The 17,954-nt window shown below is 71.0% G+C and carries 12 protein-coding genes; 5 read left to right on the top strand and 7 right to left on the bottom strand.

Annotation, left to right across the window (positions count from 1 at the left end; genetic code table 11):
• Positions 1 to 139 precede the first annotated feature (139 nt).
• From OHA58_RS17305 to OHA58_RS17295, 3 genes are all read right to left on the bottom strand, one after another.
• Positions 140 to 3,079 carry an AfsR/SARP family transcriptional regulator gene (locus tag OHA58_RS17305; RefSeq protein ID WP_405479693.1) on the bottom strand — a complete coding sequence of 980 codons (2,940 nt, stop codon included), beginning with the start codon at positions 3,077 to 3,079 and terminating at the stop codon, positions 140 to 142.
• A gap of 92 nt (positions 3,080 to 3,171) precedes the next feature.
• Positions 3,172 to 4,467, bottom strand: coding sequence for a M18 family aminopeptidase (locus OHA58_RS17300; RefSeq protein ID WP_405479691.1), 1,296 nt, complete (start codon positions 4,465 to 4,467; stop codon positions 3,172 to 3,174).
• Between the two features lie 144 nt (positions 4,468 to 4,611).
• Positions 4,612 to 6,438, bottom strand: a complete 1,827-nt coding sequence (locus OHA58_RS17295; RefSeq protein ID WP_405479689.1) for an acyl-CoA dehydrogenase — start codon at positions 6,436 to 6,438, stop codon at positions 4,612 to 4,614.
• A gap of 174 nt (positions 6,439 to 6,612) precedes the next feature.
• Here OHA58_RS17295 and OHA58_RS17290 point away from each other — a divergent pair, with 174 nt between their 5' ends.
• From OHA58_RS17290 to OHA58_RS17280, 3 genes are all read left to right on the top strand, one after another.
• Complete coding sequence (locus OHA58_RS17290) at positions 6,613 to 7,080, top strand: SseB family protein (RefSeq protein ID WP_100596474.1); 468 nt, start codon at positions 6,613 to 6,615, stop codon at positions 7,078 to 7,080.
• 143 nt (positions 7,081 to 7,223) lie between these two features.
• Positions 7,224 to 8,186 carry a pirin family protein gene (locus tag OHA58_RS17285; RefSeq protein ID WP_405479687.1) on the top strand — a complete coding sequence of 321 codons (963 nt, stop codon included), beginning with the start codon at positions 7,224 to 7,226 and terminating at the stop codon, positions 8,184 to 8,186.
• Positions 8,187 to 8,262: 76 nt separating this feature from the next.
• Positions 8,263 to 9,378: an AI-2E family transporter gene (locus OHA58_RS17280; protein WP_405479686.1), complete on the top strand. Its 1,116-nt coding sequence runs from the start codon at positions 8,263 to 8,265 to the stop codon at positions 9,376 to 9,378.
• Here the strand turns inward: OHA58_RS17280 and OHA58_RS17275 are convergent.
• Positions 9,300 to 11,519, bottom strand: a complete 2,220-nt coding sequence (locus OHA58_RS17275; protein ID WP_405479684.1) for a SpoIIE family protein phosphatase — start codon at positions 11,517 to 11,519, stop codon at positions 9,300 to 9,302. The genes OHA58_RS17280 and OHA58_RS17275 overlap by 79 nt on opposite strands.
• A 132-nt stretch (positions 11,520 to 11,651) precedes the next feature.
• Here OHA58_RS17275 and aspS point away from each other — a divergent pair, with 132 nt between their 5' ends.
• Positions 11,652 to 13,421 carry an aspartate--tRNA ligase gene (aspS, locus tag OHA58_RS17270; protein WP_326712026.1) on the top strand — a complete coding sequence of 590 codons (1,770 nt, stop codon included), beginning with the start codon at positions 11,652 to 11,654 and terminating at the stop codon, positions 13,419 to 13,421.
• A gap of 116 nt (positions 13,422 to 13,537) precedes the next feature.
• Positions 13,538 to 14,479 (top strand): intradiol ring-cleavage dioxygenase, encoded by a 942-nt coding sequence (locus OHA58_RS17265; protein WP_405479682.1) that lies wholly within the window; start codon positions 13,538 to 13,540, stop codon positions 14,477 to 14,479.
• 22 nt (positions 14,480 to 14,501) lie between these two features.
• On the opposite strand, the gene OHA58_RS17260 is transcribed toward OHA58_RS17265, so the two are convergent.
• The 3 genes from OHA58_RS17260 to adhP form a co-directional block, all read right to left on the bottom strand.
• Positions 14,502 to 14,954, bottom strand: a complete 453-nt coding sequence (locus OHA58_RS17260; protein WP_405479680.1) for a hypothetical protein — start codon at positions 14,952 to 14,954, stop codon at positions 14,502 to 14,504.
• A 95-nt stretch (positions 14,955 to 15,049) separates the two neighbouring features.
• Positions 15,050 to 16,762, bottom strand: a complete 1,713-nt coding sequence (metG, locus tag OHA58_RS17255; protein ID WP_405479679.1) for a methionine--tRNA ligase — start codon at positions 16,760 to 16,762, stop codon at positions 15,050 to 15,052.
• Positions 16,763 to 16,912: 150 nt separating this feature from the next.
• Positions 16,913 to 17,926 (bottom strand): alcohol dehydrogenase AdhP, encoded by a 1,014-nt coding sequence (gene adhP / locus OHA58_RS17250; RefSeq protein ID WP_405479677.1) that lies wholly within the window; start codon positions 17,924 to 17,926, stop codon positions 16,913 to 16,915.
• Between the last annotated feature and the right edge of the window lie 28 nt (positions 17,927 to 17,954).

The following is a 17,954-nucleotide window of genomic DNA, read 5'->3' as shown; positions in this document are numbered from 1 at the left end:
CCGTGCGAAAGGACCATGCGAAAGGTCCGTGTGAAGACGGTCCGTGCATGCGGTCTGCTGTGTGTGGTCCGCACCGTTGTCTCTGTCTCGGTGCTGACTTCAGCTTCGGGGGTGCCTCTCTCGATCGGCTTGCGTGCCGCTAACGATCCGCTGGCAGGCCCTCCAGGACCTTCCGCGCGGCCGCCGCGCCGTCCTCGAAGCCCTCCGACTCCGCCGTCCACAGGGCCTGTTCCAGCAGGCCGGCGGCGTCGTCGGGGCGTCCGAGCGCGGCCAGCGCCTCGCCGCACGCGGTCTGGAGCAGCACGCGCCGGGCTGCCTCGTCGGGCGAGGTCATGTCCAGGGCACGCAGGGCGTGCGAGAGGGCCGCTTCGTGGGCGTCGGCGTCGAGGCAGTGCCGGGCCAGGTGGTGCAGCGCCAGCGCCTCCGTCGGCGGGTGCTGGGCCTGTACGGCGAGGGTGACGGCGCGGGACAGGAGGAGCCCGGCCCGCTCGTGCGCTCCGGTGCCGTTGAGTGCCACGGCGAGGTTGACGCAGGCGATGGCCTCGCTGGTCACGTCGCCGGCGCGGGCGGCGAGTGCGGGGGCCTGTTCGAGGTGGACGAGGGCCTCGTCGTCCCTGCCTTCCTCGTGGAGGATCCAGCCGAGCAGGGCGCGGGCCCGCGACTGGGCGTCGGGGTTGTCCTCGTGTTCCGCGGAGGCGAGGCACTGTTCGAGCAGCGGCACCCAGCCGTCGCCGACCCGCAGCAGGATCACCGGCCACAGCAGGAGGGCGATCCGCCAGGCCCGGTCGTGCAGTCCGGCGGCGGAGGCCGCGGCGACGGCGCCCTCCAGGCCCGCGCGTTCGGCCTCGTACCAGGCGAGCGCGGCTGCGCGGTCGGGGAACTCCCTTACGGCGACGGGCTCCCGGATGCCGGCGGGCAGGTCGCAGCAGGGCCGGCTCTCGGGGTGGGCGGCGGCGGCCGCGTCGAGGGCGGTGCGCAGATAGTGGTCGAGGAGGCGGCCGAGCGGCTCGGTGCCGGGCTCGGGCGCGAGGGTACGCGCGTAGAGGCGTACGAGGTCATGGGGTGTGCGGCGGCCTGCGGCCGATTCAGCGACCAGGTGGGCGGCGGCGAGCCGGCCGAGCGCGCTGTCCGCCTCGTCGGGGGTGGTGTCGGTGAGCGCGGCGGCCGTGAAGCGGTCGAGGTCGGAGCCGGTGTGCAGCCCGATGAGCCCGAACAGTTCGGCGGCTGGTTCCGGCAGGTGCCGGACGGTGAGCCGCAGTGCGGCCGATACGCCGGTGTCCTCGATGTCGAGGAGGCTCAACCGGCGCTGTTCGTCGGCGAGTTCACCGGCCATCGCGTCCAGGGTGCCGCTGGGGCGTTCGGCGAGGCGGGCCGCGGTGACGCGCAGGGCGAGCGGCAGCCCGTCGCACAGGGCCGCGAGGCGTTCGACGGCCGCGGGTTCGGCGGACACGCGCTCGTCGCCGAGTACGGCGGCGAGGAGTCCGGCCGCTTCGCCGGGCGGCAGGGGGTTCAGGGGTACGGGGGTCGCGGCGTCGGAGGCGATGAGGCCGCCGAGCCGGTCGCGGCTGGTGATGAGGGTGGCGCAGTGGTCGCCGCCGGGGAGCAGGGGGCGGACCTGGGCGGAGGTGCTCGCGTTGTCGAGGACGACGAGGAGGCGGCGTCCTGCGGCGAGGGAGCGGTAGAGGGCGCCCATCGCGGCGGTGGTCTCGGGGATCCGCCGGGCCGGGAGGCCGAGCGCGAGGAGGAACTCCCGCAGCACGGTGGGTGTTTCGGGGGCGGGGGTGTCGCTGAAGCCGCGCAGGTCGGCGAAGAGGACGCCGTCGGGGAACCGGTCGTGGCGCGCGTGGCGGCGGTGGGCCCAGTGCACGGCCAGCGCGGTCTTGCCGACGCCGGCGGGTCCGGTCAGCAGGCATACGGGTGCGTCGTCGCCGGACATCGCGTGGTCGAGGGCGCCGAGGTCGGCCTCGCGCCCGGAGAAGCCACGCGGGAGGCGGGGCAGGAGGTTGGGGGTGCGGCTGGGGGTGGGGGGTTCGGTGGGGGTGTGTACGGGGGTGGGGGCGGCGGGGTATTGGGGCGCGGGGCCGGCTTCGGGGTTGGTCCCGTTCCCGGGTTCCGGTTCGGACGCGCTCTCGGGGGCGTTCGGGGTTCCCGTTCCAGCGTCGGGTGGCGCGGCGGGTTCCGGGGACGGTGACGGGTCGGGCCGGGGGCTGTCGGCCGGCTGGTCGGACACGGGCCGCGACGGCGGGACCGCGCCCACCGGACCGGCCGATGACTGCGCCTGCACCTGGGCCGATGCCCGCGGCTGTGACGCGAACGCGGCCTGCGGCGGCGCCGGCACCGACGGCGTCCCCAGAATCGTCCGGTATGCCCCCGCGAGCACCGGCCCCGGATCGACGCCGAGTTCGTCGGCGAGGAGCTGGCGCGTGCGGTGGTAGTGGTCGAGGGCGTCGGACTGCCGGCCCGAGCGCCCGAGCGCGAGGACGAGCGCGGCGGCGAGCGACTCGCGCAGCGGGTGGGCCACCGATTCGGGGCGCAGGACGGCCGCCGCCCGTGCATGCTCGCCGAGCTGCCCGTACGCCTCCGCGAGCCCTTCGACGGAGGCGATCCGCAGCTCTTCGAGGGCGAGCGCGGCGGCTTCCAGGGGTGCGCTGCGCACGGTGCCGGTGAGTGCGGGGCCCTGCCACAGGGAGAGGGCCTCGCGGAGCATCTGGACGGTGTCGGCGGGCCGGTGCTGGAGCCGGGCGAGGGCGACCAGTTCCTCGAAGCGGTGGGCGTCGAGGAGGGTCTCCGGGAGCTGGAGCGCGTACGCGGAGCCCTGGGTGGTCAGCCGGACCCCGTACATCTCGGCGTCGTGCGCGGTGAGCAGGGCCCGCAGGCGTGAGACGTGGCTCTGGAGGACGGCCTTGGCGTGGAGGGGCGGTTCGTCCTCCCACAGGGCGGCGATCAGCTGCTCGACGCGGACCACGCTGTTGGGCCGCAGCAGCAGCATCGCGAGGAGGCCGGAGCGTTTGGCGGGGCCCAGCGGCAGTTCACCGGTCTCCGTCGCGACCGCGACGGTGCCGAGAATCCTGAACTCCACGCCCGGTGTCCTCCCTTGGCCTCCCCCGCACGGCAAAGGTCGAGTTTACCGCCGGGGGTCTGCGGGCTGCGCGGCGCTGCCTGCCGGGGAGGTCAGCCCTCCAGGAACGCGGCGAGAGCGTTCGCGAGAAGGAACGGGTCGTCGGCGGCACACAGTTCGCGGACGCTGTGCATGGAGAGGATCGCGACGCCGATGTCGACGGTCTTGATGCCGTGGCGGGCCGCCGTGATCGGGCCGATCGTGGTGCCGCAGGGCATGGCGTTGTTGGAGACGAACGACTGGAAGGGCACGCCGGCCTTCTCGCACGCGGCGGCGAACACGGCGCGGCCCGAACCGTCGGTGGCGTAGCGGTTGTTGACGTTGACCTTGAGGATGGGGCCGCCGCCGGCGCGCGGGTGGTGGGTGGGGTCGTGGCGCTCGGCGTAGTTGGGGTGCACGGCGTGCCCGGTGTCGGACGACAGGCACACCGTCCCGGCGAAGGCGCGGGCCTTGTCCTCGTACGAGCCTCCGCGCGCGAACACCGAGCGCTCCAGGACGCCGCCGAGCAGCGGTCCGTCGGCGCCGGTGTCGGACTGCGACCCGTTCTCCTCGTGGTCGAAGGCGGCGAGGACCGGGATGTAGGGGAGGTCGCCGGAGGCGGACACGGCGGCGAGGGCGGCCGTTCCCGCGTGCACGGACAGGAGGTTGTCCATGCGGGGTCCGGCGACGAGCTCCTTGTCGCGGCCGAGGTAGGAGGGCGCCTCGATGGGGTGTGTCATCAGGTCCCACCCGGTGACGTCGCCCTCGGCGAGGCCGTACTCCTCCTCCAGGAACCGGATGAGGTCGCCTTCGTGGACGTCGTCGCCGAGGCCCCAGATGGGCTGCATGTGCTTCTGCTTGTCGAGCTTGAGGCCGTCGGTGTGGACGGAGCGGTCCATGTGGATGGCGAGCTGGGGCACGCGCAGCAGGGCCCGGTCGACGTTCACGAGCCGCGTCGAGCCGTCCCGCAGGGTGAGCCGGCCCGCGAGTCCGAGGTCCCGGTCGAGCCAGGAGTTGAGGAGCGGTCCGCCGTAGATCTCGACGGCGACCTGCCGCCAGCCCTGCGAGCCCATGTCGGGCAGCGGCTTGACGCGCAGGTTCGGCGAGTCGGTGTGCGCGCCGACGATGCGGAAGGGGGTGTGCGGCGCGGCGCCCTCGGGGACGTACCACGCCACGATCGCGCCGCCGCGCGTCACGTACTTGCCGCCCTTCGTCCCGTCCCACGCGTCGGTCTCGGCGACCTGGCGGAATCCGGCCTTCTCCAGGCGCGCGGCGGCGTTCGCCACGGCGTGGTACGCCGAGGGGCTGGCCGCGAGGAAGGACATGAGGTCGTCGGTGTGACCGCGGTCGAAGCGGGAGGGGTTGCTCATGCGGGCCAGCCTAACGAGCCTTTGGCCCGGCGCGCGGGGGGTCCGCGCGGGTGCGGCCGGGGGGTTCGGTCGATCCCGATACGACGGCGCCGCCACCCGGATGTGTCCGGATGGCGGCGCCGGTGACTACGGGCAGGCCGGGGACTAGAACGCGGCCTCGTCCAGCTCCATCAGGTCGAGCTCGACCTTCTCGGAGAGGCGGCGCTCCAGGCCGACGCCCGGCAGGACGTTCGCGGCGAAGAACTTCGCGGCGGCGATCTTGCCCTGGTAGAAGGGGACGTCCTTGGCGGAGGCGGTCTCCAGCTTCTCGGCGGCGACGGCAGCGCCGCGCAGCAGCAGGAAGCCGACGACCACGTCGCCGGAGGCGAGCAGCAGGCGGGTGGTGTTGAGACCCACCTTGTAGATGTTCTTGGTGTCCTGCTCGGTGGCCGCGAGGTCGGTCAGCATGACGCCGACGATGGCCTCCAGCTCGACGGCCGCCTTGGCGAGCGCCTCGCGGGCCGGGGCGAGCTCCTCGCCGCCCGTGCCGACCGCGAGGAACTTCTTGATCTCCTCGGCGAGGCCGTTGAGCGCGGCGCCCTGGTTGCGGACGATCTTCCGGAAGAAGAAGTCCTGGCCCTGGATCGCGGTGGTGCCCTCGTAGAGGGTGTCGATCTTGGCGTCGCGGATGTACTGCTCGATCGGGTACTCCTGGAGGTAACCCGAGCCGCCGAACGTCTGGAGCGACTGCGCCAGCTGCTCGTAGGCCTTCTCCGAGCCGTAGCCCTTCACGATGGGCAGGAGGAGGTCGTTCAGGGCGTGCAGCGCGGACGCGTCCTCGCCGGTCGCCTCCTTGACCTGGATGTCGTCCTGGACGGCGGCGGTGTGCAGCACGAGCGCGCGCATGCCCTCCGCGTACGCCTTCTGCGTCATGAGCGAGCGGCGCACGTCCGGGTGGTGCGTGATGGTGACCTTGGGGGCGGTCTTGTCCATGAACTGGGCCAGGTCGGGGCCCTGGACGCGCTCCTTGGCGTACTCCAGGGCGTTCAGGTAGCCCGTCGACAGCGTGGAGATCGCCTTCGTGCCGACCATCATGCGGGCGAACTCGATGATGCGGAACATCTGGCGGATGCCGTCGTGCTTGTCGCCGATGAGCCAGCCCTTGGCGGGGTGCTGGTCGCCGAACGTCATCTCGCAGGTGTTGGACGCCTTGAGGCCCATCTTGTGCTCGACGTTCGTCGCATAGACGCCGTTGCGCTCGCCCAGCTCGCCGGTCTCCCAGTCGAAGTGGAACTTCGGGACCAGGAAGAGGGAGAGGCCCTTGGTGCCGGGGCCGTGGCCCTCGGGGCGCGCGAGCACGTAGTGGAGGATGTTCTCCGACATGTCGTGCTCACCGGACGTGATGAAGCGCTTCACGCCCTCGATGTGCCAGGAGCCGTCCTCCTGCTGGACGGCCTTGGTGCGGCCGGCGCCCACGTCCGAGCCGGCGTCCGGCTCGGTCAGGACCATCGTCGAGCCCCACTGCTTCTCGACGGCGATCTCGGCGACCTTCTTCTGCGCCTCGTTGCCCTCCTCGAAGAGGATGCCGGCGAAGGCCGGGCCGGAGGAGTACATCCAGACCGCCGGGTTCGAGCCGAGCAGCAGCTCCGCGTAGGCCCAGATCAGGGAGCGCGGGGAGGTGGTGCCGCCGATCTCCTCGGGCAGGCCCAGGCGCCAGTACTCGGAGTCCATGAAGGCCTGGTACGACTTCTTGAAACTGGCCGGTACCGGAGCGGTGTTGGTCTCCGGGTCGAAGACCGGCGGGTTGCGGTCGGCGTCCGTGAAGGACTCGGCCAGCTCGTTCTCGGCGAGGCGGGCCACCTCGTCGAGGATGCTCTTGGCGGTGTCGACGTCCATCTCCGCGAACGGGCCGCTGCCGTACAGCTTGTCGCGCCCGAGCACCTCGAAGAGGTTGAACTCGATGTCGCGGAGATTCGACTTGTAGTGCCCCATGGCGACGGCTCCGTTTGGCTGGAAGCGGGATCTTCGTAAACACGCACTACTCGCAAGTAGCAAGTGACTACGATGATGCTACCCGTCGGTAATAACGCGCAACCCCTGATCCGCCAATGTGAGCAGGGTCTAACGGCGCCCGCGCTTCGGCCCCCGCTCGGTAGTCTGGCCCCCATGTACGGCTACGACCAGACCGCGGGACCCGGGCAGCAGTACGCGCCGCCGCAGCAGGGCATGCAGGGCGGGTACGGCCAGCAGGCGCCGCCGCTGTATCCGGAGCCGTCACCTCCGTCGCTGGCGGACGCGGTCCGCGCGTTCACCACGGGCTCGATGTCCGCCGAGGACTTCCAGCAGATCTTCGCCACGTCGAAGGTCTACTGCCCGCGCGGCGACAACCCCGGCTTCCTCGCGCTGCACAACACCCAGCAGCCGGTCATCCCGATGTTCACCTCGCTCAAGGAGCTGCGCAGGTACGCGGGCAAGGAGTCCAAGTACTTCGTGATCACCGGCGCCGAGGTGATCGACCTGCTCCCGACCGGGTACGGCTTCGTCCTCGACATGGAGGGCGAGCACCGGATGGTCTTCGACGCCAAGGCAGTCGAGCAGATGGTCGACTTCGCGATGCGCCGCATGTATGGCTAGACGCCTCTGCTCAGCGGGCGGCTGATCCGCCCCGCAGTACTTCGTCACCGGACGCCCGGAGGGAATTCCCTCCGGGCGTTCCGCGTTCCAGGTGGCAGAAAGTTCTACGTTCAACTAAACTCGGAGCACAAGGAGGTCCCGACATGCCTGCAGTGACCGTCGAAAACCCGCTGACCCTGCCCCGTGTGGCCGCGTCAGCCGACGCCGTGGCACGCCCCGTGCTGGCCGTGACGACCGCGCCCAGCGGATTCGAGGGCGAGGGCTTCCCGGTGCGCCGAGCGTTCGCCGGGATCAACTACAAGTACCTCGACCCGTTCATCATGATGGACCAGATGGGTGAGGTGGAGTACGCGCCCGGAGAGCCCAAGGGCACGCCCTGGCACCCGCACCGCGGCTTCGAGACCGTCACCTACATCATCGACGGCACCTTCGTTCACCAGGACTCCAACGGTGGTGGCGGCACCATCACCAACGGCGACACCCAGTGGATGACGGCCGGCTCGGGCCTCCTGCACATCGAGGCGCCGCCGGAGGCGCTCGTCATGTCCGGCGGGCTCTTCCACGGCCTCCAGCTGTGGGTGAACCTCCCGGCCGCCGACAAGATGAAGGACCCCCGCTACCAGGACATCCGCGGTGGCCAGGTCAAGCTCCTCACCACCGCCGACGGCGGCGCCCTGCTGCGCGTCATCGCGGGTGAGCTCGACGGTCACGACGGCCCCGGCATCACGCACACGCCGATCACGATGGTCCACGCGACCGTCCGCCCCGGCGCCGAGCTGACGCTGCCGTGGCGCGAGGAGTTCAACGGCCTCGCGTACGTCCTCGCCGGCCGCGGCACCGTCGGCACCGACCGCAGGCCGGTCCACATGGGCCAGACCGCCGTCTTCGGCGCGGGCTCCTCGCTGACCGTCCGCGCGGACGAGACGCAGGACTCCAACACCCCGGACCTCGAGGTCGTCCTCCTGGGCGGCCGCCCGATCCGGGAGCCGATGGCGCACTACGGTCCGTTCGTCATGAACACCCGCGACGAACTCCAGCAGGCGTTCGACGACTTCCAGGCGGGCCGGCTCGGGGTCATCCCGGGAGAGCGGATCCCGCACACGTAAGCGGTATCTGATTGCCCGTCACTCGCGTGGCCCCGTCCGGAAGGTCGGGGCCACGCGCGCGTGATGCCCTGTGGGGGTGCACACAGGTACAGGTAAGCCGCTTCTTCCCGAACCAGCCCGCCGCACCGCCGCCTGGTGCGCCCTGGCGTTGCTCGTCACCGGGGTGGCGGCCGTCGGTGTCTGGCTGTGCATCGTCTTCAAGACGGCCGTCACGCCCCTGCTGCTCGCCCTGCTCGGCACGGCCCTGCTCGGGCCGGTGCACGGCTGGCTGATCCGCAGGAAGGTCAACCGGGCGCTCGCCGCCGCCCTCACGTGTGTCGCCCTCGTCGCCGTCGTCGGCGGCGCCGGCTACATCGTCGTCAAGACCCTCATCGACACCGGCGACCAGATCGTCGACTCGGTGCGGGAGGCCGGCGGCTGGATCAAGAGCCACTTCGGGATCACCGTGGCCGACGACCTAGGATCCGCCGCCGGCAGCCTCAAGAAGCTGCTGTCCAAGTGGGGCGCCAGCGCCGCGAGCGGAGTGATCGCCGGGCTCTCCGTCCTCGGCTCGCTCCTCACGACCAGCGTTCTCGCCCTCCTGCTCACGTTCTTCTTCCTCAAGGACTCCGACCGCGCAGCGGGCCTCGCGCACAGCCTCGCGCCCGGCCGCGCCGGGGACACGCTGGAGGCAATGGGGCGGCGTGCCTTCCAGGCCGTCGAGGGCTTCATGCGCGGGACCACGCTGATCGCGCTCATCGACTCGATCTGCATCACCGTCGGCCTGCTCATCCTGCGGGTGCCCGGCGCGGTCGGGCTCGGCTCCCTGGTCTTCGTCACCGCGTACATCCCCTACCTCGGGGCGACGATCTCCGGCGCGGTGGCCGTCCTGGTGGCACTCGCCGACCGGGGCTGGGTGACCGCCCTGTGGGCGCTCGGCGTCATCCTGGCCGTGCAGCAGCTGGAGGGCCACATCCTTCAGCCGATGATCCAGTCCCGCACCGTGCAGATGCATCCCGCGATGGTGATGCTGGCGATCACGGCGGGCGCCTCCGTCGCGGGCATCCTCGGCATGCTGCTCGCGGTGCCGGTGACGGCGGCCGCCTTCGGGGTGATCGGGGAGCTGCGCAAGCGCTACTCCGCAGGCGAGGGGCCGGCGGCGCCGTCAGCGCCGTCTGGGGGTTCACGTGAAACGTCGGCCGAAGACTCGTAGAGCTCGAACCAGATGCTCTTGCCCTCGCCCCTCGGGTCCACGCCCCAGCGGTCGGCGAGCAGCTCCACCAGGACGAGGCCGCGCCCGGATGACGCGAGCTCGCCCGGGTGGCGCTTGTGCGGCAGGTCGTCACTGGCGTCGGCGACCTCGGCGCGCAGCCGCCGCGCGGGCCCGTCGGCGACCTCGGCGACCAGGAGCGCGTCACCGTCCGTGTGGACGAGGACGTTCGTGAGCATCTCCGAGATCATCAGGACCGCCGAGTCGACCTGGTCCTCGTCGGTCCAGTCGTGCAGCAGCTCGCGCAGGTGCTGGCGGGCGGCGGCGACCCGCTCCGGCTCGGCCTGGGCGACGGTCATCGCGGTCCGGCGCGCGGGCACGGGCGCCTCGGGCAGGCCCGTCCTGGCCAGGAGCAGTACCGCTATGTCGTCCTCGCGCCGGTCGACGAGCGGGCCCGTCGTGTAGTGCGAGGAGGGGCCGTGCACGGCCCGCACGAGTGCGTCTGCCAGGTCCTCCAGGCGGTCGGGGTCGGTGGAGTGCTCCCCGTGCCCGCCGTGCTCCTCGAGGATGCCGCGGATGCGGGCCCAGCCGGTGTCGAGGTCGTGGCCGCCCGTCTCGATGAGGCCGTCGGTGCAGATCAGCAGGGTGTCGCCGGGTTCGAGGGTGAGCCGGGTCGTGGGGTAGTCGGCGTCGGGGTCGACGCCGAGGGGCAGCCCGCCCGCGGTGGGCCGTACCAGGACCGTTCCGTCGGTCATGCGTATCGCGGGGTCGGGATGGCCCGCGCGGGCGATCTCCAGGATTCCCGTCTTCGGGTCGGCCTCCACGTACAGGCAGGTCGCGAAGCGCGGGTCGCCCGCCTCCGAGCCCTTCTCGATGCCCTTGCCGGGGCCGCCCGTGGAGCCGTACGTGATGGAGTCGGTGACCCCGTACAGGAAGCGCGAGGCGCGGGAGAGGACGGCGTCCGGGCGATGCCCCTCGGACGCGTACGCCCGCAGCGCGATCCGCAGCTGTCCCATCAGGCCCGCGGCCCGCACGTCGTGCCCCTGCACGTCGCCGATGACGAGCGCTATGCGCCCGGTGGGCAGCGGGATCATGTCGTACCAGTCGCCGCCGACCTGGAGGCCGCCGCCGGTCGGCACATAGCGGGCGGCGACGCTCATCCCCGGGATCTCGGGGCCGAGCGTGGGCAGCATCGAGCGCTGGAGTCCGTCCGTCAGCTCCCGTTCCGACTCGGTGATCCCGGCGCGCGACAGGGCCTGCGCCAGCATGCGCGCCACCGTCGTCAGGACGGAGCGCTCGTCGGGAGTGAAGGACACCGGGTAGGCGAACGCGGCCATCCAGGTGCCGATGGTGCGGCCGGCCACGATGAGCGGCAGGAACGCCCAGGACTGCCGCTGGAAGCGCTGGGCCAGAGGCCAGGCGGCCTGGTAGCGCAGGCGGTACTGCTCGGGCGACGACAGATAGACGGCGCGGCCGGTGCGCACCACCTCGGCAGCCGGATAGTCGGTGTCGAGGGGCATGTCCGTGAAGGGCCCCTCCTCGCCCGGCTCGTGCCCGTGGTGTCCGATGACCGTGAGCCGGTCGCCGCCGACGCCGAAGACGGCGAGGCCGTCCGGCGAGAACCCCGGCATGGAGAGCCCGGCCGCGACCCGCAGGACCTCCTCGGTGGACCCCGCCTCGGCGAGCGCCCGCCCGGCGTCCAGCAGGAACGCCTCGCGGGAGCGCCGCCAGTCGCCGGTCACGGGGGTGCGCGCCGCGGACCCGGGCGTGGGCTCGCTGACCTCCTGGAGCGTGCCGATCAGCTCGTACGCGTGAGAGTCGCCGTGCACGACCGGCTTGGAGCGGCTGCGTACGGTCCTGATGACCACGCCCTGATCGTCCATGATCCGCATCCGGGCCTCGGCGAGGGTGCCCTCGGCGACGGCGAGCTGCACCACGCCGTAGATCTCGTTCCAGTCGACGGGGTGGAAACGGGAGCGTACGGCGGCCTCCGTCAGCGTTACCCGGGATGCGGGCAGGCCGAGCAGCCGGGCTGCCTCCGCGTCGAAGGTGACCAGCCCGGCCCGGTTGTCCCACCGCCACACACCGGTGTCGAGGGCGGCGAGAACGTCCCCCACGGGCGGCAGGGGGTCACCAGTGCGCATGGCCCCACTCTAAGAAGAGGTGATCGTGGACGGCCACCGAGACTATTCGCAGAGCGATCTTGGGGTGGCCGGTACCCTGGGGCTTCGGGCATGCCCGGCCAATCCCCAATCGCAAAGACTGGATGAACGACGATGCATCGGTACAGGTCCCACACCTGCGGCGAGCTCCGCGCCTCTGACGTCGGATCCGACGTCCGGCTGAGCGGCTGGCTGCACAATCGGCGCGACCTGGGCGGCATCCTCTTCATCGATCTGCGCGACCACTACGGGATCACGCAGCTCGTCGCCCGCCCCGGCACCGCCGCCGCCGAGGTCCTCGACAGGCTGACCAAGGAGACGGTCGTCCGCGTCGACGGCAAGGTCGTCTCGCGCGGCGCCGACAACGTGAACTCCGAGCTGCCCACGGGCGAGATCGAGATCGAGGCCGCCGAGGTCGAGGTGCTCGGCGCGGCCCAGCAGATCCCGTTCACGATCAACGCGGACGACGGGGTGAACGAGGAGCGGCGCCTGGAGTACCGCTTCCTCGACCTGCGCCGCGAGCGCATGCACCGCAACATCATGCTGCGCTCGTCCGTCATCGCCTCCATCCGTTCCAAGATGGTGGCTCTCGGGTTCAACGAGATGGCGACGCCGATCCTGAGCGCCACCTCCCCGGAGGGTGCCCGCGACTTCGTGGTCCCCTCGCGCCTGAACCCGGGCAAGTTCTACGCGCTGCCGCAGGCCCCGCAGCAGTTCAAGCAGCTGCTGATGATCTCGGGCTTCGACCGCTACTTCCAGATCGCGCCCTGCTTCCGCGACGAGGATGCCCGCGCGGACCGTTCGCCGGGCGAGTTCTACCAGCTCGACGTGGAGATGTCCTTCGTCGAGCAGGAGGACGTCTTCCAGCCGATCGAGAAGCTGATGACCGAGCTCTTCGAGGAGTTCGGCGGCGGCCGCCACGTCACGTCCCCGTTCCCGCGGATCCCGTTCCGCGAGTCGATGCTCAAGTACGGCTCTGACAAGCCGGACCTGCGCGCCCAGCTCGAACTGGTCGACATCTCGGACGTGTTCGAGGGCTCCGAGTTCAAGGCGTTCGCCGGGAAGCACGTGCGCGCGCTGCCCGTCCCGGACACCGCGTCGCAGTCCCGCAAGTTCTTCGACGGCCTCGGTGACTACGCGGTCGAGCAGGGCGCGAAGGGCCTCGCCTGGGTCCGCGTCGCCGAGGACGGGTCCCTCACGGGCCCGATCGCGAAGTTCCTCACGGACGAGAACGTCAAGGTCCTCACCGAGCGCCTCGGCCTGAAGGCCGGCCACGCCGTGTTCTTCGGCGCGGGCGAGTTCGACGAGGTCTCCAAGATCATGGGCGCCGTCCGTGTCGAGGCCGCCAAGCGCGCCGGGCACTTCGAGGAGGGCGTCTTCCGCTTCTGCTGGATCGTCGACTTCCCGATGTACGAGAAGGACGAGGACACCGGGAAGATCGACTTCTCGCACAACCCGTTCTCCATGCCGCAGGGCGGCCTCGAGGCCCTGGAGACCAAGGACCCGCTGGACATCCTGGGCTGGCAGTACGACATCGTCTGCAACGGCACGGAGCTGTCCTCCGGCGCGATCCGGAACCACGAGCCCGAGATCATGCTCAAGGCCTTCGAGATCGCGGGCTACGACCGTGACACCGTCGAGGAGCAGTTCGCGGGCATGCTCCGCGCGTTCCGCTTCGGCGCCCCGCCGCACGGCGGGATCGCCCCCGGCGTCGACCGCATCGTCATGCTCCTCGCCGACGAGCCGAACATCCGCGAGACCATCGCGTTCCCGCTCAACGGCAACGCGCAGGACCTGATGATGGGCGCGCCCACGGAGCTCGACGAGACGCGCCTGCGCGAGCTGAACATCCAGCTGCGCAAGCCGGTGGGCGAGAAGAAGTAGCACCCGCCAGTCGTCCGAAGGGGCCGGAACCGTTGATCGGTTCCGGCCCCTTCGCTGTGCGGACTCACAGCGCATCCCCATGTCCCTGACAGGTGGCGGTCCTAGCTTCGCTTCCCATGACAGAGATTCAGGGACCAGCACACAAACGCGACATGACCCGTCGGAAGGTCATCCTCGCGGGCGGAGCCGCCGTGGCGGCCGTCGGCGTCGGGGGCTCCATCGCCGCCAACGCGTTCGCGGGGGAGACGGACGCCGCCGACACGAAGTCCGAGGCGGAGTCCTGCTACCGGCTCACCTCGGAGACCACCGAGGGCCCGTACTACATCGACGCGGACAAGCTCCGCCGTGACATCACGGAGGACAAGGAGGGCATCCCGATGGTCCTCCGCCTCAAGGTGATCGACGCCGAGACGTGCAAGCCCGTGCGGAACGCGGCGGTCGACATCTGGCACTGCGACGCGCTCGGGATCTACTCCGGGTACGAGTCGCTCTCCACCGGTGGCGGTGGCGGCACGCCCCCGAGCGGCGCCCCGAGCGGAGCCCCGACCGACCAGCCGTCCGGCACCCCGACGGGTGCCCCGCCCGGCGGTGGCGGTGGCGGCGGGCACGAGGAGCCCACCGACGACGAGCGCTATCTGCGCGGCACCTGGAAGACGGACAAGCACGGCAGCGTCGAGTTCAGGACGATCTTCCCCGGCTGGTACCGGGGCCGTGCCGTGCACATCCACACCAAGGTCCATGTGGACGGCAAGTGGACCGACGCCGGCTACGAGGGCGGCCACACCTGCCACACCGGCCAGTTCTTCTTCGAGGAGGCCGCGGTCATCGCCTCCGGGAAGGTCGCGCCGTACTCGACGAGCACGACCGAGCGCACGACGCTCACCGAGGACACGATCTACGACCAGAGCGGGACGACGGGCGGCCTGCTGAAGCTGACGTACGGCAAGGGGCGCATCGCGAAGGGCGTCATCGGGTCGATCACGATGGCGGTGGCACCCGACGAGACACACGACAGCACGGACACGCAGCCGGGCGCTTCCGCCTCGGCGGCTTCCTGACGGGCGCCGCCGCGGGCTGCGCTCAGGTGTCGTACCGGCCGTCCCACGGTTCGCCGAAGCCGAGGCGGTCCGGGTAGAGCTCGGCCCAGCCGCCCTCGTCGTCGTCCTCGGCGATCAGGCCGAACAGCACGCGGTCCACGGCGAGCCGGAACGGGCGGACGGCGATGTCGCCGTAGGCGCGGCCGGGCAGGGCTGCCAGGAGTTTGTCCAAGTGGGCGTGGGCCTGGGCGAGTTCGGCACCCTCGGCCCAGGTCCCCGCGCACCAGATCTCCGAGTCGCGGTACCTGCCCGAGGCGTCGAACGTGTGGAGCACCGCGTAGAGACGCTTGTGCTCCTCCCAGCCGTCGTCGGGGCGGTAGCCCTCCGGGAAGGCGTACGTCACCGTGGCCAGGAACTGGCCGTCCGCGTACCGGCCGATGGTGGCGGTGCGGTGGTCCGGCTCGTGGGCGATCGGGATGGTTGCGGGAACTGGCATGGCGAAACCCTAATCGCGGTCGTGAACATGCCAGTAACGGGGTACGGGAAAGGGGTGCGGGGGAAGGTCCCCGCACCCCTTTCCCCCGGAATGCGTTACTCCGGAGCGCCGCCGAAGCGCTCGCGGTAGGACTCCAGGTCCTCCTCGGTGATCTTCGCGAAGAGCACCGGCGGGACCGTGAAGGCCGTGCCCGCGGGGACGGTGTCCAGGGCCTTGGCCTGCTCGGCGGTGACCCACGTGGCCGTGTCGTCGGCCAGCGCGAACGCGCCGCGCATCGCCTTCGACGAGGCCGGGATGAAGGGCTCGGACACGACCGCGTACAGGTGGATGAGGTTCATCGCCGTACGCAGCGTGAGGGCCGCGGCCTCCGGGTCGGTCTTGATCTCCAGCCAGGGGGCCTTCTCCTCCAGGTAGGAGTTGCCCGCCGACCACAGGGCGCGCAGCGCGGACGCGGCCTTGCGGAACTGGAGGGCCTCCATCTGGGCCTCGTACTCGGCGAGCAGCGCGGCGATCTCCGTGCCCAGCTTCGCCTCCGCCTCGCCGGCCTCCTTGCCCGCGGGCACGTCGTCACCGAAGCGCTTGCGGGAGAAGGACAGGACGCGGTTCACGAAGTTGCCGAGAGTGTCGGCGAGGTCCTTGTTCACCGTGGCCGCGAAGTGCTCCCACGTGAAGGAGGAGTCGTCGGACTCCGGCGCGTTGGCGATGAGGAAGTAGCGCCAGTAGTCGGCCGGGAGGATCTCCAGGGCGGCGTCCGTGAAGATGCCGCGCTTCTGCGACGTGGAGAACTTGCCGCCGTAGTACGTCAGCCAGTTGAAGGACTTGAGGTAGTCGACCTTCTTCCACGGCTCGCGCACGCCCATCTCCGTGGCGGGGAACATGACGCTGTGGAACGGGACGTTGTCCTTGGCCATGAACTGCGTGTACCGGACGTCGTCGGCCTTGTACCACCACGACTTCCAGTCGCGGTCCGCCGGGCTCTGGTCCGACCACTCCTTCGTCGAGCCGATGTACTCGATCGGGGCGTCGAACCAGACGTAGAAGACCTTGCCCTCGGCGGCCAGCTCCGGCCACGTGTCGGCCGGGACGGGGACGCCCCAGTCCAGGTCACGGGTGATCGCGCGGTCGTGCAGGCCCTCGGTCAGCCACTTGCGGGCGATGGAGGAGGCCAGCTGCGGCCACTCGCCCGCGGTCTGCGCGATCCACTCCTCGACCTCGACCTGCAGCTTCGACTGGAGCAGGAAGAGGTGCTTCGTCTCGCGGACCTCAAGGTCCGTGGAGCCGGAGATCGCCGAGCGCGGGTTGATCAGGTCCGTCGGGTCCAGGACGCGCGTGCAGTTCTCGCACTGGTCGCCGCGCGCCTTGTCGTAGCCGCAGTGCGGACAGGTGCCCTCGACGTAGCGGTCCGGCAGGAAGCGGCCGTCGGCAGGCGAGTACACCTGACGGATCGCGCGCTCCTCGATGAAGCCGTTCTCGTTCAGCTTGCGCGCGAAGTGCTGCGTGAGCTCCGCGTTCTGCGCGGACGAGCTGCGGCCGAAGTGGTCGAAGGCCAGGCCGAAGCCGTCGTACACGGCCTTCTGCGCGTCGTGCGCCTGCCCGCAGAACTCGGCGACCGGCAGGCCCTGCTCCTTCGCGGCCAGCTCGGCGGGCGTGCCGTGCTCGTCGGTGGCGCAGATGTACAGGACGTCGTGGCCGCGCTGGCGGAGGTACCGGGAGTACACGTCCGCCGGGAGCATGGACCCCACCATGTTGCCCAGGTGCTTGATTCCGTTGATGTACGGAAGGGCGCTGGTGATGAGGTGTCGAGCCATCGGGGGCTGCTCCCAAGTCGCTGCGTGCGGTGACGGTGTACGTCAGTCGAATCAAAGAATCGTATCCGACACGGCGGGGCCGCCCCTCCCCGTATTTACGGGGTGGACGGCCCTGGGGGTGCGGTGCGGGTGCCGGTGCGGGTGCGGTGCCTAGCGGAAGTCGAAGACCAGCCGGGCCGTGACCCGGCCCGCCAGGATGTCCTCGATCGCCTCGTTGACCTCCTTGAGCCTGCGCTGCTCGCGGATGACGCGGGTACGGCCGAGGCGGTGCAGCTGGAAGACCTCTGCGAGGTCCTGCCGGGTGCCGACGATCGAACCGATCACGCTCTTGCCTTCGAGCACGTGCTCGAACACGGGCAGTTCCAGCTTCCCTCCGGCGGGCAGCGCGACCAGGACGAGCGTGCCGTGCCTGCGCAGGGAGCCGTACGCCGCCCGGAGCGACGCGTTCGACACGGCGAGCCCGATCGCGACATCGGCACCGCCCAGCCCGCGCACCGCCTCGGCGACGTCCTGGGTACGGGCGTCGATGACATGGTCGGCGCCCAGCTCGTGCGCGAGGCGCAGCTTGTCGTCGGTGACGTCCACGGCGACGGTCTCGGCGCCCGCGATCCGTGCGTACTGGAGGGCGAGATGGCCGAGGCCGCCGATCCCGGAGATCAGGACGCGCTTGCCGGGGCCGGCGCCCGACACCTTCACGGCCTTGTACGTCGTCACTCCCGCGCAGGTCAGCGGAGCGGCGTCCAGGGGGTCGAGGCCGTCGGGGACCTTCACGACGTAGTCGCCGTGCGCGACGGCGTACTCGGAGAAGGAGCCGTCGACCGAGTAGCCGCTGTTCCGCTGCCTCAGGCAGAGCGTCTCCCAGCCGGACACGCAGTGGTCGCAGTAGCCGCACGCCTCGCCCAGCCAGGCGATGGCGACGCGGTCGCCGACGTTGATGTGGCCGACCCGCTCGCCCAGGTCCTCGACGATCCCGATGCCCTCGTGGCCCGGGACGAACGGCGGGACCGGCTTGACGGGCCAGTCACCGGCTGCGGCGTGGATGTCCGTGTGGCACAGCCCGCTCGCCTCCATGCGGACGAGGACCTGGTGCGCCGCCGGCCGCGGGATCACACGGTGCTGGATCTCCAGGGGCCGGGTGAAGTCGGTGACTACGGCGGCCTTCATGGTGCGCGGTCCTTCCCTCGGTGCCGGA

The organism is Streptomyces sp. NBC_00009 (assembly GCF_045040855.1).
GTDB lineage: Bacteria > Actinomycetota > Actinomycetes > Streptomycetales > Streptomycetaceae > Streptomyces > Streptomyces aureus.
Note: the sequence above shows the minus strand (reverse complement) of the source record. Positions and strands in the feature narration are given on the sequence as shown.